20 protein-coding genes and 1 tRNA gene are annotated in these 20,947 nt (G+C 73.1%); 8 read left to right on the top strand and 13 right to left on the bottom strand.

Translation table 11 applies throughout. The features are described from left to right. Positions 1 to 174 precede the first annotated feature (174 nt). The gene (locus ACWDR7_RS12085) at positions 175 to 393 is read left to right on the top strand and encodes a hypothetical protein (RefSeq protein WP_449855143.1); all 219 of its coding nucleotides are present in this window, start codon (positions 175 to 177) and stop codon (positions 391 to 393) included. Between the two features lie 218 nt (positions 394 to 611). Here the strand turns inward: ACWDR7_RS12085 and ACWDR7_RS12090 are convergent. Further along, positions 612 to 684 (bottom strand) — tRNA-Thr (locus tag ACWDR7_RS12090). 33 nt (positions 685 to 717) lie between these two features. Next, complete coding sequence (locus ACWDR7_RS12095) at positions 718 to 1,734, bottom strand: DsbA family protein (RefSeq protein ID WP_449855144.1); 1,017 nt, start codon at positions 1,732 to 1,734, stop codon at positions 718 to 720. Between the two features lie 256 nt (positions 1,735 to 1,990). On the opposite strand from ACWDR7_RS12095, the gene ACWDR7_RS12100 reads away from it, so the two are divergent. Continuing rightward, positions 1,991 to 3,097 (top strand): ABC transporter ATP-binding protein, encoded by a 1,107-nt coding sequence (locus tag ACWDR7_RS12100; protein ID WP_449855145.1) that lies wholly within the window; start codon positions 1,991 to 1,993, stop codon positions 3,095 to 3,097. Between the two features lie 73 nt (positions 3,098 to 3,170). Then, complete coding sequence (locus ACWDR7_RS12105; RefSeq protein WP_449855146.1) at positions 3,171 to 4,466, top strand: DUF4032 domain-containing protein; 1,296 nt, start codon at positions 3,171 to 3,173, stop codon at positions 4,464 to 4,466. Positions 4,467 to 4,478: 12 nt separating this feature from the next. Here ACWDR7_RS12105 and ACWDR7_RS12110 read toward each other — a convergent pair whose 3' ends face one another. Next, entirely contained in the window at positions 4,479 to 6,707 is a 2,229-nt protein-coding gene (locus ACWDR7_RS12110) for an LLM class flavin-dependent oxidoreductase (RefSeq protein WP_449855147.1), read from the bottom strand. 64 nt (positions 6,708 to 6,771) lie between these two features. Between ACWDR7_RS12110 and ACWDR7_RS12115 the strand changes: the two genes are divergently transcribed. Then, entirely contained in the window at positions 6,772 to 7,146 is a 375-nt protein-coding gene (locus ACWDR7_RS12115; RefSeq protein ID WP_449855148.1) for a winged helix-turn-helix transcriptional regulator, read from the top strand. Positions 7,147 to 7,240: 94 nt separating this feature from the next. On the opposite strand, the gene rlmB is transcribed toward ACWDR7_RS12115, so the two are convergent. Both rlmB and cysS read right to left on the bottom strand, forming a co-directional pair. Further along, positions 7,241 to 8,209 carry a 23S rRNA (guanosine(2251)-2'-O)-methyltransferase RlmB gene (rlmB, locus tag ACWDR7_RS12120; protein ID WP_449855149.1) on the bottom strand — a complete coding sequence of 323 codons (969 nt, stop codon included), beginning with the start codon at positions 8,207 to 8,209 and terminating at the stop codon, positions 7,241 to 7,243. After that, complete coding sequence (gene cysS, locus ACWDR7_RS12125; RefSeq protein WP_449855150.1) at positions 8,202 to 9,590, bottom strand: cysteine--tRNA ligase; 1,389 nt, start codon at positions 9,588 to 9,590, stop codon at positions 8,202 to 8,204. The genes rlmB and cysS overlap by 8 nt, the downstream gene beginning before the upstream one ends. An 86-nt stretch (positions 9,591 to 9,676) precedes the next feature. On the opposite strand from cysS, the gene ACWDR7_RS12130 reads away from it, so the two are divergent. Continuing rightward, the gene (locus tag ACWDR7_RS12130; protein WP_449855151.1) at positions 9,677 to 10,597 is read left to right on the top strand and encodes a DMT family transporter; all 921 of its coding nucleotides are present in this window, start codon (positions 9,677 to 9,679) and stop codon (positions 10,595 to 10,597) included. Positions 10,598 to 10,603: 6 nt separating this feature from the next. On the opposite strand, the gene ispD is transcribed toward ACWDR7_RS12130, so the two are convergent. Continuing rightward, positions 10,604 to 11,863, bottom strand: a complete 1,260-nt coding sequence (ispD, locus tag ACWDR7_RS12135; protein ID WP_449855152.1) for a 2-C-methyl-D-erythritol 4-phosphate cytidylyltransferase — start codon at positions 11,861 to 11,863, stop codon at positions 10,604 to 10,606. 79 nt (positions 11,864 to 11,942) lie between these two features. Next, on the bottom strand, positions 11,943 to 12,425 hold the full coding sequence (locus tag ACWDR7_RS12140) for a CarD family transcriptional regulator (RefSeq protein WP_261165933.1): 483 nt from the start codon (positions 12,423 to 12,425) through the stop codon (positions 11,943 to 11,945). 176 nt (positions 12,426 to 12,601) lie between these two features. Between ACWDR7_RS12140 and ACWDR7_RS12145 the strand changes: the two genes are divergently transcribed. Further along, entirely contained in the window at positions 12,602 to 13,069 is a 468-nt protein-coding gene (locus ACWDR7_RS12145) for a DNA modification methylase (protein WP_449855153.1), read from the top strand. A 70-nt stretch (positions 13,070 to 13,139) separates the two neighbouring features. Here the strand turns inward: ACWDR7_RS12145 and ACWDR7_RS12150 are convergent, their stop codons facing one another. Then, positions 13,140 to 13,826, bottom strand: a complete 687-nt coding sequence (locus tag ACWDR7_RS12150; RefSeq protein ID WP_449855154.1) for a response regulator — start codon at positions 13,824 to 13,826, stop codon at positions 13,140 to 13,142. Then, positions 13,823 to 15,019 (bottom strand): sensor histidine kinase, encoded by a 1,197-nt coding sequence (locus ACWDR7_RS12155; protein WP_449855155.1) that lies wholly within the window; start codon positions 15,017 to 15,019, stop codon positions 13,823 to 13,825. The genes ACWDR7_RS12150 and ACWDR7_RS12155 overlap by 4 nt, the downstream gene beginning before the upstream one ends. Positions 15,020 to 15,203: 184 nt before the next feature. Here ACWDR7_RS12155 and phoU point away from each other — a divergent pair, with 184 nt between their 5' ends. Next, positions 15,204 to 15,899 carry a phosphate signaling complex protein PhoU gene (phoU, locus tag ACWDR7_RS12160; protein WP_449855156.1) on the top strand — a complete coding sequence of 232 codons (696 nt, stop codon included), beginning with the start codon at positions 15,204 to 15,206 and terminating at the stop codon, positions 15,897 to 15,899. 71 nt (positions 15,900 to 15,970) lie between these two features. On the opposite strand, the gene ACWDR7_RS12165 is transcribed toward phoU, so the two are convergent. Beyond that, positions 15,971 to 16,723 carry a phosphoglyceromutase gene (locus tag ACWDR7_RS12165; protein ID WP_449855157.1) on the bottom strand — a complete coding sequence of 251 codons (753 nt, stop codon included), beginning with the start codon at positions 16,721 to 16,723 and terminating at the stop codon, positions 15,971 to 15,973. 71 nt (positions 16,724 to 16,794) lie between these two features. Here ACWDR7_RS12165 and ACWDR7_RS12170 point away from each other — a divergent pair, with 71 nt between their 5' ends. Further along, positions 16,795 to 17,616 carry a class I SAM-dependent methyltransferase gene (locus ACWDR7_RS12170; RefSeq protein ID WP_449855158.1) on the top strand — a complete coding sequence of 274 codons (822 nt, stop codon included), beginning with the start codon at positions 16,795 to 16,797 and terminating at the stop codon, positions 17,614 to 17,616. A 24-nt stretch (positions 17,617 to 17,640) separates the two neighbouring features. Here ACWDR7_RS12170 and ACWDR7_RS12175 read toward each other — a convergent pair whose 3' ends face one another. From ACWDR7_RS12175 to ACWDR7_RS12185, 3 genes are read right to left on the bottom strand one after another with little or no spacing between them, the layout of a single operon-like run. Continuing rightward, positions 17,641 to 18,747, bottom strand: a complete 1,107-nt coding sequence (locus ACWDR7_RS12175) for an FUSC family protein (RefSeq protein ID WP_449855159.1) — start codon at positions 18,745 to 18,747, stop codon at positions 17,641 to 17,643. A gap of 47 nt (positions 18,748 to 18,794) precedes the next feature. Continuing rightward, positions 18,795 to 19,895 carry a CAF17-like 4Fe-4S cluster assembly/insertion protein YgfZ gene (gene ygfZ, locus ACWDR7_RS12180; protein WP_449855160.1) on the bottom strand — a complete coding sequence of 367 codons (1,101 nt, stop codon included), beginning with the start codon at positions 19,893 to 19,895 and terminating at the stop codon, positions 18,795 to 18,797. Then, complete coding sequence (locus tag ACWDR7_RS12185; RefSeq protein ID WP_449855161.1) at positions 19,895 to 20,500, bottom strand: FABP family protein; 606 nt, start codon at positions 20,498 to 20,500, stop codon at positions 19,895 to 19,897. Before ACWDR7_RS12185 ends, ygfZ begins: the two co-directional genes overlap by 1 nt. Between the last annotated feature and the right edge of the window lie 447 nt (positions 20,501 to 20,947).

Consider the following 20,947-nt stretch of genomic DNA (forward strand, 5'->3'; position numbering starts at 1 on the left):
CCCCCGCCGAGACCCGGGCCGCCTACTACGCCCAGACCGCAACCGCGGCCTGAAATCCACAAAGAGATCGTCTACGAAGCTTGACACAGCCCAGAGGTCTCTTTCATCACTTCGTCGGCAACACCCTCGGGGACTGTGATTGATGGCTCCGGTTACCTCCACACAAGTGGCACCGTGGCGTTCGAAGCGGACGGGCACCAAGTGACGGTCATCGCGAATCGTCCTATCGAAGCCGTCGCCATCGTTGAAGCCGCGCGGCAGTGCATCGCGAAGAACGCAGCGGCAAACAGCACCACAGGCCCCGTGCTCGATGCCCTGATACTGCTACACGAACAGGGACTGCTCACCTCGGACGAGTATGAGCAGAAGCGGCAGGCGCTCGACCACATGTGACCTGCACGGACTGCGCTCCTCAGGCCCTCAACCCGGGCACCTCGAACGAATGGCGGGTAGCCAACCGGTGAGGAGTCGGTCAGAGCGGTGGTCTGCACCCCATGCCACGCAAGCACATAGCGCCCCGACGGGCGTCAATCGTGGACTCGGGTTTGTCGTCGTCCACGGTGAGGACCCGCCTTCCCTGTGTTTCAAGTCAGGGACGGCGAACGTGACGGTGCCGGCTGAGGGGCTCGAACCCACGACCCCCGCTTTACAAGAGCGGTGCTCTACCAACTGAGCTAAGCCGGCGCGGGATCCATCCTAGGGTGCCCGCCGTCGGCCTCACTCGGACGGCGTCGCGCTCTCGGTCGGCGTCGGGGTGGGCGTGGGCGTCGACAGGTAGGCGTCGCTCTCGACCGTGAGCACGAACTGCGTGAACTCGGCCGGATCGTCGAGCGACCCGACGTACACCTCGCCGTCCACGAGGATCAGCGGGGCACCCGTGAGCGTCACGTCGTCGGTGCCGGGAAGCGATCCGTCCAGCGCCTGGGCCGTCGTCTCGCGCGCCCAGTCGAGGTACGGGGCCAGCTCGATGCACTCGCGCACGTTGCGCTCGTTGGCGGCGCCGGCCGCGACCGCCAGGTCGGCAAGCTGCTCGTCCGTGTATCCCGCGGTGCCCGGCTCGGGCTGGTCGAGCAGCAGCGCGTGGTTGAACGACGGGAAGGCGTCGGGCGCATGGGTGGCGACGCACGCGGCCGCGGCGACCGCACGCTGCGAGTACTTGGTGCCGTTCGACTTGGGGGTCAGCAGCGCGACGGGGTGGTAGCTGAGCGAGACGGTGCCGCCCTCCACCCAGCGCGCCAGGCGCGCGGCGTTGGCACGCTCGAACTCGCCCGACTCGGCCGAGAGGTAGTCCACGTAGACGCGGATCTGCACCGGCTCGGTCTCGGGCGTCTGCTCCGCCTGCTCGGTCGGCGTGGGGGTAGGTGTGGGCGTCGCCTCAGCCGAGGCGATCATGGCGGACAGGTCGCGGCCGTTCACCGAGAAGCCGCCGTCGACGAACCCGGCCGGGACCCGGGTCTCCGAGGTCACCTCGGGCACGACCGTGTTCGTGATCGCGATCGCGGCCGCGGCGACCACGGCGAGCGCGCCCACGCCGATGCCGGCGCGCGTCAGCAGGCGCCGTCGCGTCTGCCGCGCGGAGACCTGCTTCGCCTTCGCGCGCAGCGCCTCGCGGCGGTTCACCTCGGCGGGCGTCTCGGCTGCCTCCCGAGCGTCCGGCGCCTGGGCGGGGTCGACGGGCTCGCCGTCCGGGCGCTCGTCCGGTGCCGGCGCGTTCGACGTCTCGTCGCTCGACATGGTCCTCCCTCGCCGCGGGTGCGGCCTCCACAACCTTCCAGAGGATAGTCCCGCGGCCTGGGAATGCGCTCCTCCGGCTCTCCCCGGCCGCCTCCGCATCGCGCCGCGCTCGTCCTGGCCCGCCGCGGATTCTCCCCAGGCGACACGCCCGCATGCCATACTGAGGGCGACCCAAAGGCGGGTCGCGGCGGGCACGCTCGCCGTTCCATTCACTACGGATCGTCCGGCACGTACCTGCCGGTGAAGGAGAAATGACATGGCATCCGTCACGTTCGACAACGCCACGCGCGTCTACCCGGGCGGCACGCGCCCCGCGGTCGACAAGCTCGACCTCGAGATCGGCGACGGCGAGTTCCTCGTCCTGGTCGGCCCCTCTGGTTGCGGAAAGTCCACCTCGCTGCGCATGCTCGCCGGCCTCGAAGAGGTCAACGACGGCCGCATCCTCATCGGCGACCGCGACGTCACCGATGTGCCGCCGAAGGACCGCGACATCGCGATGGTGTTCCAGAACTACGCGCTGTACCCGCACATGACCGTGGCGGAGAACATGGGCTTCGCGCTCAAGATCGCCGGCGTGAACAAGGACGAGCGCGCCAAGCGCGTGCAGGAGGCGGCCAAGCTGCTCGACCTCGAGCCGTACCTCAACCGCAAGCCGAAGGCCCTCTCGGGTGGTCAGCGTCAGCGTGTGGCGATGGGCCGCGCGATCGTGCGCGAGCCGCAGGTGTTCCTCATGGACGAGCCGCTGTCGAACCTCGACGCCAAGCTGCGCGTCCAGACCCGCACGCAGATCGCCTCGCTCCAGCGCCGCCTGGGCGTCACCACGGTGTACGTCACGCACGACCAGACCGAGGCGCTCACGATGGGCGACCGGATCGCCGTGCTGAAGGACGGCGTCCTGCAGCAGGTGGGCACGCCGCGCGACCTCTACGAGAAGCCGACGAACGTGTTCGTCGCGGGCTTCATCGGCTCGCCGGCCATGAACCTCTTCCCGGCCGACATCGCCGAGGGCGGCATCCGCTTCGGTTCGAAGGTCGTGCCGGTCGAGGCGGCGGCGCTCGCCAAGGCGCACGGCTCCGAGGTCACGGTCGGCGTCCGCCCCGAGGACATCCAGGTGGGCCCCGCCACCGGCGAGGGCCTCGAGGTGATCGTGGATCTCGTCGAGGAGCTCGGCGCCGACGGCTACCTGTACGGCCACTCGGAGATCGAGGGCAAGCGCACCGACATCGTCGCGCGCGTCGACGGCCGCACGCACCCGAACGCCGGCGAGAAGGTCACGCTCACCCCGGTGCCGCACCACGTGCACGTGTTCGACATCGAGACGGGCGAGCGTCTGACCGAGGCCGCGGTCGCCGCATCGGTCTGATCCCGAACGAATCACGACGGCGCGGGCCGGCCCGATGGCCGGCCCGCGTCGCGGCGTCTTGACAGGACTGGCGATGCCCGATTCCCTCCGCATCACGGCGAGCGAGATCGACCCCCAGCTGCTCGCGCTGCCCTGGCGCACGCCGCTCGAGGAGTGGCCCCGCGAGCACATCGTGCGGCTGCCGAAGGGCATCTCGCGCCACGTGGTGCGGTTCAGCGAGCTGTCGGGCCAGGTCGTCGCCGTCAAGGAGACGACGGAGCACATGGCGCGCCGCGAGTACGAGATGCTCGGCGCCCTGCAGCGGCTCGACATCCCCTGCGTGCGCCGCGTCGCCGTGATCGCCGGGCGCACGACGCCCTCCGGCGATCCGCTGCCCGCCGCACTCGTGACCGCGCACCTGAGCTTCTCGATGCCCTACCGCGCGCTGTTCACGCAGACGCTGCGCCCCGACACGCTCACCCGCCTCGTCGACGCGCTGGCGCTGCTGCTCGTGCGCCTGCACAACGTGGGCTTCTACTGGGGCGATGTCTCGCTGTCGAACACGCTCTTCCGCCGCGACGCCGGCTCGTTCGCCGCGTACCTCGTCGACGCCGAGACGGCCGAGCTGCACGAGGGCGCCGGGGGCACGGAGCTGAGCGAGGGCCAGCGCGAGCACGACCTCGACCTGGCGCGCACGAACATCGCCGGCGAGATCATGGATCTCGCCGCGAGCGGGCGGATCGACGAGGATGTCGACGCGGTCCGGATCGCGGACGGCATCGTCTCGGCGTACCGCTCGCTGTGGGCCGAGCTGACGGCGCCCGAGTCGTTCGACATGTCGGAGTCGTGGCGCATCACCGAGCGCGTGCGGCGCCTGAACGAGCTCGGCTTCGACATCGGGGAGATGGCCATCCAGACGGCGCCGGACGGCGCGCACATCTCCATCACCCCGAAAGTCGTCGACGCGGGGCACCACCAGCGCCGCCTGCTGCGGCTGACCGGCCTCGACGTGCAGGAGAACCAGGCCCGCCGCCTGCTCAACGACCTCGACGAGTACCGCGTCCGCACGGATCGGGGCGAGGACGAGGAGGAGATCGCCGCCCACGAGTGGCTGACGCGCGTGTTCGAGCCCGTCGTCCGCGCGATCCCCATCGAGCTGCGCGCCAAGCTCGAGCCGGCCGAGGTGTTCCACCAGGTGCTGGAGCATCGCTGGCTCATCTCCGAGCAGCGCGAGCAGTGGGTGCCGCTGGCCGAGACCCTCTCGAGCTACATCGAGAACGTGCTGCGCCACCGCCGCGACGAGGCCACGATCATGGGCCCGCCCACCGAGGCCGTCACCGCCCCGCAGGGCACGATGTCGCCCGAGCGCGACTGGCGAGACACCGTCTGATCCGTCTGACGATCAGGCCGTGGGATCGATGAAGAAGTTGTCGCGGAACAGGCCGGTGGGGTCGTAGCGGCGCTTCAGCTCCCGCAGCCGGCGCAGGTGGGCCGGCGGGAACGCCCGATCCACCGGCGGCGGCATGGTCGAGTCGAAGCTGAGGTACAGCCCCTCGAAGAACGGCACCAGCCGCCCCCAGCGCTCATCGAGCCCGGAGCGGGGCGAGCCGAACGCCGCGACCGAGAACCCCGCGTCGCGCCATCCGTACGCCGTCGCGTCGGCCGGCACGTCCGAGACCGCTCCCCCGACGGCGCGGATCGCGAAGAAGTGGCTCGCTCCGGCATCCAGGATCTCCTGCGCCGCCGCGGCGAACTCGGGCGTGAGGTGACGCACGAATCCGGAGCGCGACACGGGCTCGCCCCGGCCCTGCTGCGGTCCGTCCGAGGCGAAGGACGTCATGAGCTGGTCGTACGAGACGAGGGCGACGGACTGATCGACGAGGGGCGCCAGCTGCGCGATCGGCTGCAGATGGGCGACGATCCGCTCGGGGTCGTCGCTGTCGACGACGAGCAGCACCTGGGCGGCGCGGCGGCCGCCCGCTCCGGCGGACGAGAGGATCACCTCGCCCGAGACCGCGCGATCCGCCCCCTCGATGTACGCGCCCCAGTCCTGCAGGAAGCGGGCGGTGTCGTCGACCTCGAACACGAGCTGCGCGAAGCCGACCCGGGCCACGCGCACGGCGTCGAACTCGAACGACACGGCGATGCCGAAGTTCGCGCCGGCCCCGCGCACCGCCCAGAACAGGTCGGGCTCCTCGGTCTCGCTCGCGTGGACGAGGCGGCCGTCGGCCAGCATCACGTCCACCGCGCGCATCCGGTCGATCGTCAGGCCGTGCTCGCGCGCCAGCCAGCCGATGCCGCCCGCCGTCGCCAGTCCCCCGACGCCCACACCGCCGTAGTCGCCGCTGGAGATCGCCAGGCCGTGCGGGGCGAGCGCGCGCGCCACATCCGCCCAGCGGGCACCGGGCCCGATCCGCACGCGCCCCGTCGCGGCGTCGACCAGCGCGATCTCGTCGAAGCCGCTCACGTCGAGCACAAGGCCGCCGTCGTTGATCGAGCGGCCCGAGATGCCGTGCCCGGCGCTCAGCACGCCGAGCGGCACGCCGCGGTGCTCGCGCGCGAAGCCGACGGCGTCGCGCAGCTGGTCGACCGAGCGCGGCGCCAGGACGAGGCCGGGCTCGGCGCCGCGCAGGTACGTCGACCGGTAGCGCCCGTACGCGGCATCGCCCGGCTCGACCGCGACGTCGGCGAGCGCGGCCGGCACGTCGTCGTACGCGATGCCCGGCTTGCGCAGGGATCGCGCGGCGGCGCCGCGGACGCGGCCGGTGGTCACGACGCCCCGTGCCCCGCGCTCGCGTTCGACCGCCTCGCGCACGGCGGGCGCCACCTCGCCGGCGAAGCGCTCCAGCGTCGCGGCGTCGTCGCTGGCCACGATGAACACGCTGATCCCGTCCTCGAGAACCATCCTCGTGAGCTCCTCGGCGGGCACCTGCGGCGCGATGTTGAGGAGCCGGGTGATCTCGCGCGGGTCGCGACCGGTCTCCTCGGCGGCCTCGTCCACGGCGCGGTTCCCCGCGGCGAGCGCCCCCGGTTCGAGGTAGCCCAGGCTCGGCAGCCATCCGTCCGCCTTCCGCCCGGTCAGGCGCAGCATGCGCGGCTTGTAGGCCCCGAGCCAGATCGGGATCTCGTGGGCGGGAGCCGGCCCCCGCTTGGCGCCGTCCACCCGGTGCCACCGGCCGCCGGCGCGCAGCGGCCCGCGGCCGTGCGCGTCCCAGATGCCCCGGACGATGTCGATCGCCTCGCTCAGCGCGTCGACGCCCTGCCCGGGCGTGAGGCGCCGCCCGCCCATCGCCTCGATGGCGTCCCAGAAGCCCCCGGCCCCGAGGCCCAGGCTGAAGCGCCCGCCCGAGAGCAGGTCGAGGCTCGCGGCGGAGCGCGCGAGCACCGCCGGCGGCCGCAGGGGCAGGTTGAGCACATTGCCCGACACGTGGATGCGCGAGGTGCGCGCCGCGACCCAGCTGAGCAGCGTCCACGTGTCGTGGAAGCCCGGCTGGTAGGGGTGGTCCTGGAAGGTGACGAGGTCGAAGCCCAGGCTCTCGGAGAGCACGGCGAGCTCGACGGGCCGCTCGGGCGGCGCGTTGCGGGGCGTGATGAAGGTGCCGAAGCGGAGGGGGTGACCATAGTCGGGCATGTCCCCAGCCTCGACCTCGACGGGATCGGCCTCAACCACCGCGTGAGCGGCTTACCATTCGTATGTGAACTCTCCCGCGCGCCCGCCGTCCGCCTGGCCCCTCATCGACGACGAGGAGTGCCGCAGGGCCACCACCACGATCGAGCTGATCGGCCGCCGGTGGAGCAGCGCGATCCTGCTCGCGATCGGCCGCGGTGCCACGCGCTTCCGCGAGATCCGCGGCATGGTCGACGGCCTGTCCGACCGCATGCTGTCGGTGCGGCTGCGCGAGCTGGAGCAGATCGGCCTCGTGGCGCGCACCGTCGAGCCGACCACGCCGGTCACGGTGCGCTACGGCCTCACGCCGCGCGGCGCGGAGCTGCTCGCCGCGATGCAGCCCCTCGCCCGGTACGCGCAGCGCTGGGAGGCGCGCCCGGACGAGCGCGCCGCGACGGCCTGATCCCCGTCCCGCGAGACAGCAACTGCGCGCCGAGACAGCGGCGTGTGCACGCTGTCTCGGCGCGAGAATGCTGTCTCACCGAGGGGACGGTTCGCTACTGCTGGGCGGCGCGGGTGGTGGCGATCTGGTAGAGCGCGACCGAGGCGGCGATGCCCGCGTTGAGCGACTCCGTGGCCGCCGAGATCGGGATCGACACCACCTGGTCGCAGTTCTCCGTCACGAGGCGCGACAGGCCCTTGCCCTCGCCGCCCACGACGACGACGATCGGGCGGTCGGCCAGCTGCAGCTCCGGCAGCGACACGTCGCCGTCGCCGTCGAGCCCCAGCACGAACACGCCCTGCTTCTTGAGGTCCTTGAGGGTGCTCGTGAGGTTCGACGCCATCGCCACGGGGATGCGCGCCAGGGCGCCCGCGCTCGTCTTCCATGCGGCCGCGTTCACGCCGGCCGAGCGGCGCTGCGGCAGGATGACGCCCTGGCCGCCGAAGGCCGCGGCCGAGCGGATGATCGCGCCGAGGTTGCGCGGGTCCGTCACGCCGTCGAGCGCGACGAGCAGCGGCGTCTCCCCCGCGTCGACGATCCGCTCGAGCAGGTCCTGCGGGTGCGCGTACTCGTACGGCGGCACCTTGAGCGCCACGCCCTGGTGCACGCCGTCGAAGCCGGCCATGCGGTCGAGCTCGGGGCGCGTCACCTCGAGCACGGGGATCTCGCGCTTGCCCGCGATCGACAGCATCTCCTTGACGCGGTCGTCCATCTCCACGCGCTGCGCGATGTAGAACGTCGTGGCGGGGATGCGGGCCCGCAGGGCCTCGAGCACCGAGTTGCGGCCCGTCACGTACTCGTTGTCGTCGTTCGGGCGGCGCTGCGGGGTGCGACCGGCGACCGGCCGCTTCGCCGCGGCGCGCTCGGCGAGCGCCTTGGCCTTGTGCGCCTTGTGGTAGGGGCGGTCCTCCGCCTTGGGCGTGGGTCCGCGGCCCTCGAGCGACTTGCGGTTGTGACCGCCGGTGCCCTTGGTGGGACCCTTCTTCTTGCCCCTGCTCGCGCCGGGGCGTCCGGGCTTAGCCATCGATGCTCCAATGTGTGCCGTCTGGTGTGTCTTCGAGGGCGATGCCGGCGGCGGCGAACGCGTCGCGCAGCCGATCGGCGGTGCCCCAGTCCTTCGCCGCGCGCGCCTCGGCGCGCTGGGCGATGAGGGTGGTCATGAGGGTGTCGAGCGTCGCCTCCGCGGCGCCCGATGCGCCACCCTCGCGCGCCGGCGCGTCGAGACCCAGGATGCGCAGCATGCCGATGACGCCGCCGAGCGCGCCGGACACGCCCGCCGCGTCGCCCGCGTCGAGGGCCGTGTTGCCCTCGCGCACGGTCTCGTGCACGACCGCGAGCGCCTGCGGCACCCCGAGGTCGTCGTCCATGGCCGCCTCGAACGCCGCCGGCAGCGGTCCGCCCGCGTCGGCGGCGATCCCGGCCCGCTCGGCCCGGGCGAGGAAGCCGTGGATCCGGTCGAGCGCGGCCGCGGCCTCGTCGATCGCCCGCTCGGACACGTCGAGGCTGGATCGGTAGTGCGCGGCCAGCAGCGCGTAGCGCACGACGTGCGCGGGCCGGGCGGCCAGCAGGTCGCGCGCGAGCGTGAAGTTGCCGAGCGACTTGGACATCTTCTGGCCCTCGACCGTGACGAGGCCGTTGTGGATCCAGTACCGGGCGAACGGGTCGCCCGCGGCGTGCGACTGCGCGAGCTCGTTCTCGTGATGCGGGAAGCGCAGGTCGAGGCCGCCGCCGTGGATGTCGAACTCGGCGCCCAGGTAGCGCCGCGCCATCGCCGAGCACTCGATGTGCCAACCGGGGCGGCCGGGGCCCCACGGCGACTCCCACGACGCGTCGGCTGGCTCGTCGGCCTTGCGGCCCTTCCACAGCGCGAAGTCGTGCGGATCGCGCTTGCCGCGCGGATCGGCGTCGGGGGCGTCGTCCATGTCGTCGACCGATTGGCGGGTGAGGGAGCCGTACTCGGGCCACGAGCGCACGTCGAAGTACACGTCCCCCGCCGCGGCGTACGCGTGGCCGCGCGCGATGAGCTCCGCGATGAGCTCCTGCATCTGCGGGATCGAGGCGGTGGCGCGAGGCTCGTACGTGGGCGGCTGGATGCCGATGGCAGCATATGCCGCGTCGAACTCCCGCTCCATGCGGTACGCGAGCGCCCACCAGGGCTCGGCGTCGCTCGCGTTCGCGAGCACCTTGTCGTCGATGTCGGTGACGTTGCGCACGAACGTCACACGGCCGTACCGGTGCTCGAGCCAGCCGCGCAGCACGTCGAATGCGAGCGCGCCCCGCAGGTGGCCGACGTGGGGACCGGACTGGACCGTGGGCCCGCAGACGTACATCGTGACGTTCCCCGGGTCGAGGGGCGCGAAGTCGCGCAGCGCCTGGGCGCGCGTGTCGTAGAGCCGGAGAGTCACCACACAAGACTACTGACCGCCCGCTGAACGTTACGGTCGGGGCACGGCGACACAGATCCGTCGCACGCGTGGGATAGAACGGTGTGGTGCCCGTGATCGCCGTCCTCGCCGCCGCCGTCCTCTTCGGCACGACGGGCACGGCGCAGGCCCTGGGCCCCGACGGCACCACGCCGTTCACTGTCGGCGGGTCGCGGCTCGTCATCGGGGGCACCGTGCTCGCGGCGCTCACGGCCGCCGCCGCGTGGCTGCGGCGGCGCCGCTCGCCCGGCGACGCTCGCCCACGGCTCACGGCGCGGCCCGCCGTGCTCATGGCCGTCACGGCGGTGTGCCTCGCGGCATACCAGCCGCTGTTCTTCCTCGGCACCGCCCGCAACGGCGTCGCCGTCGGGACCGTCATCGCGCTCGGCTCCGCGCCGGTGATCGCCGGCGTGCTCGAGGGCGTGCTGCACCGCCGCGTGCCGAGCGCAACCTGGATGTCCGCGACCGGGCTCGCGACGGTCGGCGTGATCCTGCTCGGCGTGGGAGGCGGCGGCCGGGTCGCGGCCGATCCGCTCGGCGTGCTCGGCTCGATCGGCGCCGGCGCCTCGTTCGCCGTGCTCGCGGTGGCGCAGCGCCGCCTGCTCGACGACGGCTGGCATCCGTTCACGGTGGTCGGCGCGATGGGCGGCGGGTCCGCCGTGCTGGCGATCCCGCTGCTGCTCGGCGGCGACCTGTCGTGGCTGGGCGATCCGCGCGGTCTCGTCATGGCGGTCTGGCTCGGCATCGGCACCGTCACGGTCGCGTACGCGCTGTTCACGTGGGGGCTTGGCGGTCTCAGCGCCGCCGCGGCGGCGACCCTGACGCTCGCCGAGCCGCTCACCGCGAGCGTGCTCGGCCTCGCCGTGCTGCGCGAGCAGCTGGCCCCGCTCGCCGTCGCCGGCCTCATCCTGCTCGGTGCCGGCCTCGCGCTGCTGGCCTGGGGCTCACGCCCTCCCCGCGACCCGAGGCCGATCCCCCTCGAGGCCTGAGCGGAATCAGGCGGGCAGGAGCAGGGCGACGGCGAGCGCCTGCACGCCCTCGGCTCGGCCCGTGAAGCCCAGGCCGTCGGTCGTCGTCGCCGAGACGGAGACCGGCGCGCCTCCCAGCGCGCGCGACAGCGCCGCCTGCGCCTCGGCGCGGCGCGCGGCGAAGCGCGGGCGCTGCGCCTGCACCTGCACCGCGACGTTTCCGATCGTCCATCCGGCCTCGCCGAGGAGGCGGTGTGTCTCGGCGAGGAAGGCGTCGGCGTGGGCGCCGGCGAACTCCGGCCGCTCGGTGCCGAACCGCGAGCCGATGTCGCCGAGGCCCGCCGCCGACAGCAGTGCGTCGACGACGGCGTGCGCCACGGCGTCGCCGTCCGAGTGCCCCGCCAGCGCCGGCTCCCCCGGCCACTCCAGGCCGGCGAGCCAGAGCGTGCCGCCGTCCGAGAAGGCGTGGACGTCGGTGCCCAGACCCACGCGCGGCGCCGCGAGCGCGGGAGCCGCGTCCGACGATCCCGACGCTCCGGAGACCGTCGCGCCGTCGCCCATCACGATGCCGCCACCGCCGACCGGCTCCACCGGCGAGTCGGCCACGAGCGCGCGCGCCCGCTCCAGATCGGCGGGCGTGGTGATCTTGAAGGCGAGGGCGTCGCCCTCCACGGCCGCGAGCGGATGCCCCGCCTCGGCCACGAGCGCGGCGTCGTCGGTGAACTCGCCGTCTGCGGCGGCGTACGCCGCATCCAGCACCTCGCGGCGGAACCCCTGCGGCGTCTGCGCCGCGCCGAGCTGCGCGCGGTCGACCACGCCGGTGATCCGCTCGCCCTCCACGCGCTTGATCGTGTCGATGACGGGCAGCACCGGCACCGCTCCCCAGCCGGTGCGCTCGATCGCGTCGATCACGCGGTCGAAGACGGCGGGCGGGGTGAGCGCGCGCGCCGCGTCGTGCACGAGCACGATCTCGATGCCCGGCAGCACCCGCGCCAGTCCCGCGGCGACCGACTCCTGGCGGGTCGCGCCGCCCGGCACGACCGACACGAGCTGCGCGCGATCGCCGGCCGCCTCCGTCGCGTCGGTGAGCGCCTCGCCCACGCGATCGGCGGGCGCGACGACCACGACCTGGGCGAGCGGCCCGGCGAACACCCCGCGCAGCGCGTGACGCAGGATCGTGTGCCGGTCGAGCCCCACGAACGCCTTGGGGGCTCCCGCACCCAGGCGGGTTCCCGATCCGGCGGCGACGACGATGACCGCGATGCGCGGCGCGAGGACTTCGGTCACCCCATAAACGTACCGCCGGGTGCCCTTGCGGACACCCGGCGGTATGGTCTGGATCGCGTCTCGCGCGAACCGCGACGGCTCAGGACGCGAGCACCTCGTCGAGGAGGGCGGCCGCCTTCTCCTCGTCGATCTTCTCGGCGAGCGCGAGCTCGCTCGTCAGGATCTGGCGGGCCTTGGCGAGCATGCGCTTCTCGCCGGCCGAGAGGCCGCGGTCCTGGTCGCGGCGCCACAGGTCGCGCACGACCTCGCTCACCTTGATGACATCGCCCGACGCGAGCTTCTCCAGGTTCGCCTTGTAGCGGCGCGACCAGTTGGTGGGCTCCTCGGTGAACGGGGCGCGCAGGACCTCGAAGACCTTGTCGAGGCCCTCCTGGCCGATCACGTCGCGGACGCCGACCAGGTCGACGTTCTCGGCGGGGACCTCGATGACGAGGTCGCCCTGCGTGACGTTCAGCTTGAGGTAGACCTTCTCTTCGCCCTTGATCTTGCGAGTCTTGACTTCGGTGATCGTCGCGGCCCCGTGGTGGGGGTAGACGACGGTCTCGCCAACCTCAAAAAGCATAGATTTATATCCTTTCGGCGTTCTTCAGGATATCACAGCCCGGCATGCACTAAGGTTCCGCCGCTCCCAGCCGCGCCCCGCGAGCTCCCCATCCTGACGGGGCCTTCCGCGCGACCCTCTAGACTGAACGACAGGGCCCGCTGTCCGGCGGCTGTCCCGCACCACCTGGAGGATCCGTGAACTCGCGCACTCTCGCGTCCCTCGCTCTCGGCGGCCTCGTCGTGCTCGGCACGGCCGGCTGCGCCGCCATCACCCCGCAGGCGACGACCATCGACTACTCCCCCTCCGACGGCGTGAACGTGCCGCTTCCGGAGGACTCGCCGATCGAGATCCTCAACGCGCTCGTCGTGACCGACGAGGACGGCCGTGACGGCGGCTTCGTCGCGACGATCGTGAACACGAGCGACGCGCGCGCGACCGTCTCACTCGACTGGGGAGGTGGCGCCGGCGAGCTGACGGTGCCCGCCGAGTCGAGCGTGAGCCTGGGCGTGGACGAGGATCCGCTGCTGCTCGAGAACATCGACACCCCGGCCGGCGCGACGATGCCGATCGTGTTCAACGCCGGTGGCGAGCCGGTCGAGGCGCAGGTGCAGGTCTTCGACGAGACGCTGGAGTATCTCGAGGGGCTCGCCCCGTCCGAGTGACCACCCGCGCATGAGAAAGGCGCCCACCGCGAGAGCGGGGGCGCCTTTCTCGTGCGCGCGGGCGCTGCGGTCAGGACGCCTCGAAGCGGTAGCCGAGGCCGCGCACCGTCACGAGCATGACCGGCTCGCTCGGATGCTCCTCGATCCGCGAGCGGATGCGCTTGATGTGCACGTCGAGCGTCTTCGTGTCGCCGAAGTAGTCGCTGCCCCACACGCGGTCGATCAGCTGCCCGCGCGTGAGCACGCGGCCCGCGTTGCGCATCAGCACCTCGAGCAGCTCGAACTCCTTCAGCGGCATGCTGATCGGCTCGCCGTCGATCGCGACCGTATGCCGGTCGATGTCGAGCGTCACCCGCCCGCCCTGCAGCACGCGCTCCTCGAGGTCGGCCTCGTCCTGCTGGGCGCGGCGCAGCACGGCGCGCATGCGGGCGAGCAGCTCGCGGGCCGAGTAGGGCTTGGTCACGTAGTCGTCGGCGCCGAGCTCGAGGCCCACGACGATGTCGATCTCGCTGTCCTTGGCCGTGAGCATGATGATCGGCACGCCGGACGTCGTGCGCACCTGGCGGCAGACCTCCGTGCCGGGCATGCCGGGGAGCATCAGGTCGAGCAGCAGGATGTCGGCGCCACGCTCGCGGAACGCCGTCAGCGCGGCATCGCCGTCCTCCGCGATCTCGACCTCGAAGCCCTCCCTGCGCAGCAGGTACGCCAGCGGATCGGCGAGGTCCGGCTCGTCTTCGACGAGGAGCACGCGAGTCATGCTTTCTCCTTCTTGGGGGAACGGCCCGGCTTGCGGGCGAGGGATGTCGGGCGGGCCTCCGGATCGGGCGCCGGCGGGTCCGTCCGCGGCAGGCGGATGGTGAACGTCGAGCCGCGGTCGGGCTGGGACCACAGCCGGATCTCGCCGCCGTGCCGCGAGATGGCGTGCTTGACGATCGACAGGCCGAGCCCCGTGCCGCCGGTGCGGCGGGAGCGGGCCTGGTCGGCACGGTAGAAGCGCTCGAAGATGCGCTCCTGGTCGGCCTCGGAGATCCCGATGCCCTGGTCGGTCACGGCGATCTCGACGGCCTCCTCGTCGGCGCGCACGCCGACCCCGACGCGCGAGGCGCGCGGCGAGTAGGCGATCGCGTTGGCGATGAGGTTGCCCACGGCCTCGATGAGGATCTGCGCGTCGCCGCGCACGAACACGCCGCGGTCGCCGCCGCGCACGAGCTCGACCCCCGCGGAGTCGGCCTGCACGGCGTTGGACTCGACGGCGGCGGTGACGACCTCGTCGATCGCCACGTCGCCGATGTCGGTGAGCTCGTCGGCGGCCTGCAGCCGCGACAGGTGCATGATGCGCCCCGTCAGCTGGCCCAGCCGCTCGGCCTCGGCCGTGAGCCGCGCGGCGAAGCGGCGCACCTCGTCGGGCTCGTCGGCGGCGAAGTCGATGGCCTCGGCCAGCAGCGTGATCGCGCCGACCGGGGTCTTCAGCTCGTGGCTCGTGTTGGCGACGAAGTCGTGACGCATCTGCTCCAGGCGCTCGCGCTCCGACAGGTCGCGCGCGATGAGCAGGTACCAGCGCTCGGTGATGCGCGACATCCGCGCCGAGATGAGCCGCTCCTGCCCCTTGAGCGATCCGGTGCGCAGGCGCATGGACTCCACGGCCGTGCCCGCCGCGCGCGCGGTCTTGAGCAGGTCGCGCAGGCCCTGGGTGGCCAGCGGCGTGCCCGCGTGGAAGCCCAGCGCCCCGGCGGGCAGTGACACCTCGACGACCGTGCCCGACGCGTCCACGACCGCGGCCGCCTCGTCCATGGCCGCCAGGACGGCGGTGAAGCCCTCGGGCAGCGCCCCGCGGTGCTCGCGCATCAGCCGCTCGCGCACGCGCATCGCCCACACGATCAGCAGCGTGATCCCGCCGCCGATGAGCACCCCCAGAAGCAGGGCGAGCAGCACGAGCTGCGTGGAATCCATGCCCACAGCGTAGAACGCCCCGCGCCGACGAGTTCACCGGATGTGCACCTGGCGGTGGCCCCGCGGGCGAGTGTTCCCAGCCGTGTCACCATCCGTTAACCTTCGCTGACGAGAATCGTGAGCGGTGCGCATGCGGAGGTCTCCGCGCGTGCCGGCACACGACCCGAACGAAAGGTCCCCACCGATGCGCGAAGTCTTCCACCAGTCCCTCGAAGAGGTGCAGTCGCGCCTGGTCGAGATCGCGGAGCTCGTCACCGTCGCAATCGACAAGGCGACCAAGGCGTTCGGCACGAGCGACGTCGCCCTCGCCGAGGAGGTCATCGCGGGCGACGCGCTGATCGACGAGAAGTCCCTCGCGCTCGACGAGCTCGCGGTCGAGATCCTCGCGATGCAGCAGCCGGTCGCCCGCGACCTGCGCATCGTCGTGGCCGCGCTGCGCACGAGCGCCTCGCTGGAGCGCATGGGCGACCTCGCCGAGCACATCGCGCAGCTCGCCCGCATGCGCTACCCGGAGCGCGCCATCCCGAAGGGCTTCAAGAGCACCTTCGAGCAGATGGGCGCCCGCGACGTCGAGGTCGCGCGCCAGCTCACCGAGCTGCTGCGCACGCAGGACGTCGCGATCGCCGCGGCCATCCGCGACGCCGACGACGAGATCGACGAGCTGCACGCCTCGGTGTTCGAGAAGGTGCTCAGCGCGCAGACGGCCGCCGACACCGCCGCGGTCGTGGACGCCACGCTCGCCAGCCGCTACCACGAGCGCTTCGCCGACCACGCGGTCGGCGTGGCCAAGAAGATGGTCTACCTCGCGACGGGCGACTGGAGCGGCTCGGGCGAGCTCGGCACCGGCGACTGGAGCGACGGCGGCGAGCCCGTCGCCTGACACCCGGCATCCACGCGGAAGGCGCCGCCCCCTCTCGGGGAGCGGCGCCTTCCGCGTTGCGGGGCCGGGTGCTACTTCTTGCCCTGCGCCGCCACGGCGGCGGCACCGGCGGCGGCGGCCTCGGGGTCGAGGTAGCGGCCGGGACCGGTGGGCTTCATGTCCTCGCCCAGCTCGTAGACGAGCGGGATGCCGGTGGGGATGTTCAGCCCGGCGATGTCGTCGTCGCTGATGCCGTCCAGGTGCTTCACGAGGCCGCGCAGCGAGTTGCCGTGCGCCGCGACCATGACCGTCTTGCCGGCGCGCAGGTCGGGCACGATCTCGCCCTCCCAGTACGGCAGCATGCGGTCGATGACGATCTTGAGCGACTCGGTCGCCGGCAGCTCGCCGTCGATGCCCTGGTAGCGGGGGTCGTCGGTCTGCGCGTACTCGTCGGCCGGGTCGATCGCAGGCGGCGGCACGTCGAACGAGCGGCGCCACTCCATGAACTTCTCCTCGCCGAACTCGGCGAGCGTCTGCGCCTTGTCCTTGCCCTGCAGCGCGCCGTAGTGACGCTCGTTCAGGCGCCACGACCGCTTCACGGGGATCCAGAGGCGGTCGGCCGCGTCGAGGGCGATGTCGGCGGTCTGGATCGCGCGGCTCAGCACCGACGTGTGCAGGATGTCCGGCAGCACGCCCTGCTCCTTGAGAAGCTCGCCGCCGCGCCGCGCCTCGGCCCGGCCCTTCTCCGTCAGGCGCACGTCCACCCATCCGGTGAAGAGGTTCTTCTCGTTCCATTCGCTCTGCCCGTGGCGGAGCAGGATCAGCGTGTACGTCATGATGCCCATGCTAGGCCGTGAGGCCGTCGCACACCCGCCCGTTCGGCTTCCGTTCACCGACGACCGGGCAGGATGGTGCGGTGCGCGCGGGGACTCAGGTGATCGGTCGCCCGACCCGCGGCACCACCGGCACGAACCGGCTGCGCCGCGTCGACCGCTGGATCGCGCAGCTGCCGGCGCTGCGCGCCGCGCCCGACCCGCTCGTCGTCGACCTGGGCTACGGCGCCAACGGCGTCACGACCCTCGAGCTCGAGGCGCGCCTGCACCGCACGGGGGCCGGGGCGAGCGTGCTCGGGCTCGAGCTCGACCCGGAGCGGGTGGCGACCGCGCGCGATCAGCTGGAGCGCACGCGGCGCGGCGAGACGGTCTTCTCCCCCGCCGCGCGCGTCGCCTTCGCGCGCGGCGGCTTCGAGGTGCCGGCGCCGCGGCGCCCCGCGGTGATCCGCGCGTTCAACGTGCTGCGGCAGTACGACGAGGCCGATGTGCCCGCCGCGTGGGCGCAGATGGCGGCGCGCCTCGCGCCGGGCGGCGTGCTCGTCGAGGGCACGTGCGACGAGATCGGCCGCGTCGCCTCATGGATCGACGTCGGGCCGGACGCGCGACCGCAGCGGTTCACCGTCTCGCTGCGGCTGCGCGGGCTGGAGCGCCCGTCGGTCGTCGCCGAGCGCCTGCCGAAGGCGCTCATCCACCGCAACGTGCCGGGCGAGCGCGTGCACGCCTGGCTCGCCGCGCTCGACGCCGAGTGGGAGCGCGCGGCCGGCCACGCGGTGTTCGGCCCCGTGCAGCGGTGGCTCGCGATGACGGCGGCGCTGCGGGCCGCGGGGTGGCCGATCGAGGGCACGCGCGCCCGCTGGCGCCTCGGGGAGCTCACCGTGCCGTGGAGCGCGGTCGCGCCCGCCTGAGGCGACCCCGGTCTCCTCCCCGGCTCAGACGCGCGGGAGGGCCCGTGCCGCGGCGTCGCGCGGCTCGCCCGCGGCGACGAGCAGGTCGACCACCATGGGCCGCAGCGAGGCCACGACGTTCTGGTCGCCCAGCCGTGCCCGCGGCAGCAGGGCGGCGGGATCGAGGGTGGCGGCGATCTCGCGCAGCGCCGCCCGCGCCTCGCCGTCGCGATCCGGATCGTCCACCGCCGTCGACACGAGCGCGGCGGCGCGCTGCACGGAGGCGAGCACGTCGGCCAGCTCGGGCCGCGGCTCGCCGTCGTCGACGGCGTAGTGCACGCGGCGCGCCACGACCCGCAGGTTGCGCGTGGCGAGATCCATCGCCTGCTGCATGGCCTGCAGCCGTGCCAGCTCCTGCCGCCGGCCGCGCAGGAACGGCGACATGCGCGAGATGGCCTGCCCCGACTCGAGCGACGACGCCCACACCTGCACGGGCTGCTGCAGCTCGCGCGCCCGCGCCAGGCCGCGCTCGGCGCGCAGCCGGTCGCCGCGGCGCAGCCCCTGCACCACCCGCGCGAGCGCCCGGTCGAAACCGTCGAACACCTCGCGCGCGTCGCGCACCACCGCCCGCATCGGGTTGCGCGGCAGCAGCGAGGTCACGATCAACGCCAGCGCCCCGCCGATCGCGCCGTCGAGCAGCCGCTCGCCCGGGTACTGGCCGAGCGGCAGCATGAACGCGATCGCCGTCTGCACGGCGGCCGAGATCGGGAACTGCGGCGACGGCGACAGGAACCGGCCGACGGTGAGCGTGACCGCCAGCGCGATCGCCAGCTGCCACCATCCGGGGCCGAGGGCGAGCAGCAGCACCTCGGCGATCGCGATGCCCGTGAGCATGCCGGCGACCGTCTGCAGCACCTTCGACGGCCGCGCGTCGCGCAGCAGCCCGAGGCTCGAGATCGTCACGGTCGCGGCGAGCAGCGGCGTCTCGTGGCCGAACAGGACGTGCGCGAGCACGAACGCGGCCGTCGTGGCCGCCACGATCTGCGTGATCGCGGCCCACGAGTCCCGCAGCCGCACGAGGCCCGCCCGCGGCCGGTAGCCGGAGTGCCACCGCGCGGGCACGACCTGGGTGAGCGGATCGGATTCGGCCACGTCTCGAGGCTATCGGCCGCGTGTGACGGGGCGGTGTCGCGCGGCGCTCAGCGGTCCTGCGCGAGCGGCCGCCGCGACAGGCGCGTGAGGCGCGGCACGTCGGCGGTGGCACCCGCGTCCGCCGGGACGATGATCTCCTGCGCCGCGGCGATCCGGACGCCCTCGGCCTCGACCTCCAGCGCCGCGTCGCCGGGCGTGCGGCGCGAGACGAGCGCGAGCGCGATGGGGCCGAGCTCATGGTGCAGCGCCGAGGACGTGACGCGCCCGGCCTCGGTCTCGCCCGTGAACACGGTGGAGCCCGGCGCGGGCAGCACGCTGTCGGAGCCGTCGAGGTGCAGCATCACGAGGCGGCGCGGCGGGTGGCCGAGGTTGTGCACCTTCGCCACGGTCTCCTGGCCGCGGTAGCAGCCCTTGCTCAGGTGCACCGCCGTGCGCAGCCAGTCGGCCTCGTGCGGGATCGCGCGCTCGTCGGCCTCGCCGTTCCAGCGCGGGCGCCACGCGGCCACGCGCAGCGCATCGGCGGCGATCGTGCCGGCCAGCGGCAGCGCGCGCACGGCCTCGGCCCCGTTGATCGGCACGAGCGCCTCGCACCACGCGCGCTCGGCGCCGGGGTGCTCGGCGACGGCGGCGTACTGCCATCCGCCCGGCGTCACGCCGCCCCACGGATCCGTCCACACGATGTCCGCCGCCTCGCGGATCGCCGACTCGGCGGATCCGCCCGGCACGTATCCGACGACGAGCAGGTCGTCGCGGGCGGCGACCTGCACGCGCGAGCGGAAGCGCATCATGGTCAGCCACTTCGCGAGGCCGGGGGCGTCGGGGGCGTCGGCGATGAGCCACGTCGTCGCACCGTCGTCCACGACGGCGGCGGCGTGCTCGATCCGGCCCTGCGGGTCGAGGATCAGCAGCTCGGTGCTCTGCCCCGGCGCGAGGGCCGCCACCTGCTGCGAGGTGATGGAGTCGAGCCAGCTCAGGCGGTCCTCGCCCGAGACGCCCACGACGGCGCGGTCGCCGAGCGGCGCGGCCGCCTCGCCGCGCGCGAGGGTGCGCTGTTCGCGCATCGGATCGCCGTAGTGCGTGCGCACCCACTCGGGCGCGTGCTCGGCGATCCCGGCGCGCAGCGGGTCGACGGCGGCACCTTCGTCCATCACTGCACCTTGGCCAGTCGCGCCGAGGCGTGCGAGCCGAGCTCGCGCCCCAGCGCCGCGATGTCCCACGCCCACAGCAAGTGGCCGTCGACGAGGCCGTACATGCGCGTGGCCGCCGCGTAGGTCTTCGTGCTGGCGGAGCGCATCACGGCGTCGGTGCCGAGGTCGATCCGCGGGCCCTTGACCTCGCCGACGTAGAGCTCGCTCACGCCGTCGGAGTGCACGAGCGACACCTCGATGTCGAATCCGCCCTCGGCGTTGCGCAGCGCTTCCACGTCGTCGGCCGTGCGCGGCGCGGCGTCCTCGAGCGCGGGCAGCAGGGCGGGGCCGGCGTCGGCCGCGACGGCGGGGCGCGCGAGGCGCCAGAACCCGGTCTCGGCGTTCAGCCGCTGCGAGGGGCGGTCGCCGTCGGCGGCGAGCATCGCGGTGGCCGAGTAGTTGAGGTAGCCGCCGCCGTCGTGGCTGAAGCTGACGCGGTGCGTGAACTCGCCCTGGTAGCGGGTGTCACCGACGGCGTAGTCGATGACGCCGCTTCCCTCCCACACGCCGAGGAGCCAGGACAGCGGGACGATGTCCGCCGGAAGGTCGGTCGGGATCTCGATCATGGTGCCTCCAGCGTATCCGCCCAGGCACGGCGAGGGGCCGGCTCCGGGGCGCCGGATCGGCGCCGCGCGGACCGGCGGCGGGTCAGCGCTGGCCGCGGAAGAGGTTCACGATGACCGCGCCCGAGATGAACGCGATCGCCAGGCTCGCGAGACCGAGCAGTCCGACGAAGAACAGTTCGAGGGCGACGAGATCCATGCCCCCACTCTACTCCGTCCCGCCCGCCGCCCATCCCGGGTGGGGCCCCACGGTTGCCGCTGCCGACTGACCTGCGCTGGTCGCTTCATCTCCGCGCCTGCGGCGCTCCGTTCAGCAACCGATGAGGCACAGCTCAACAGAAACCGATCACGGTGCGAGCGAAGCGAGCGTGCGGCCGCCGATGCGGCCGCCCCGCGGCGCAAAGCGCCGCCTCGCCGGCGCGGCAGGGGGGTTCCCGTGTGAGCAATGGT

The sequence above is a fragment of the Microbacterium sp. NPDC003461 genome, assembly GCF_053588335.1.

Excerpts from the sequence above, each read along its gene's own strand:
- ACWDR7_RS12095 (WP_449855144.1), bottom strand. The coding sequence starts at position 1,734 with ATGTCGAGCGACGAGACGTCGAACGCGCCGGCACCGGACGAGCGCCCG.
- ACWDR7_RS12100 (WP_449855145.1), top strand. The coding sequence starts at position 1,991 with ATGGCATCCGTCACGTTCGACAACGCCACGCGCGTCTACCCGGGCGGC.
- ACWDR7_RS12105 (WP_449855146.1), top strand. The coding sequence starts at position 3,171 with ATGCCCGATTCCCTCCGCATCACGGCGAGCGAGATCGACCCCCAGCTG.
- ACWDR7_RS12110 (WP_449855147.1), bottom strand. The coding sequence starts at position 6,707 with ATGCCCGACTATGGTCACCCCCTCCGCTTCGGCACCTTCATCACGCCC.
- rlmB (WP_449855149.1), bottom strand. The coding sequence starts at position 8,209 with ATGGCTAAGCCCGGACGCCCCGGCGCGAGCAGGGGCAAGAAGAAGGGT.
- ACWDR7_RS12140 (WP_261165933.1), bottom strand. The coding sequence starts at position 12,425 with ATGCTTTTTGAGGTTGGCGAGACCGTCGTCTACCCCCACCACGGGGCC.
- ACWDR7_RS12150 (WP_449855154.1), bottom strand. The coding sequence starts at position 13,826 with ATGACTCGCGTGCTCCTCGTCGAAGACGAGCCGGACCTCGCCGATCCG.
- ACWDR7_RS12155 (WP_449855155.1), bottom strand. The coding sequence starts at position 15,019 with ATGGATTCCACGCAGCTCGTGCTGCTCGCCCTGCTTCTGGGGGTGCTC.
- phoU (WP_449855156.1), top strand. The coding sequence starts at position 15,204 with ATGCGCGAAGTCTTCCACCAGTCCCTCGAAGAGGTGCAGTCGCGCCTG.
- ACWDR7_RS12165 (WP_449855157.1), bottom strand. The coding sequence starts at position 16,723 with ATGGGCATCATGACGTACACGCTGATCCTGCTCCGCCACGGGCAGAGC.
- ygfZ (WP_449855160.1), bottom strand. The coding sequence starts at position 19,895 with ATGGACGAAGGTGCCGCCGTCGACCCGCTGCGCGCCGGGATCGCCGAG.
- ACWDR7_RS12185 (WP_449855161.1), bottom strand. The coding sequence starts at position 20,500 with ATGATCGAGATCCCGACCGACCTTCCGGCGGACATCGTCCCGCTGTCC.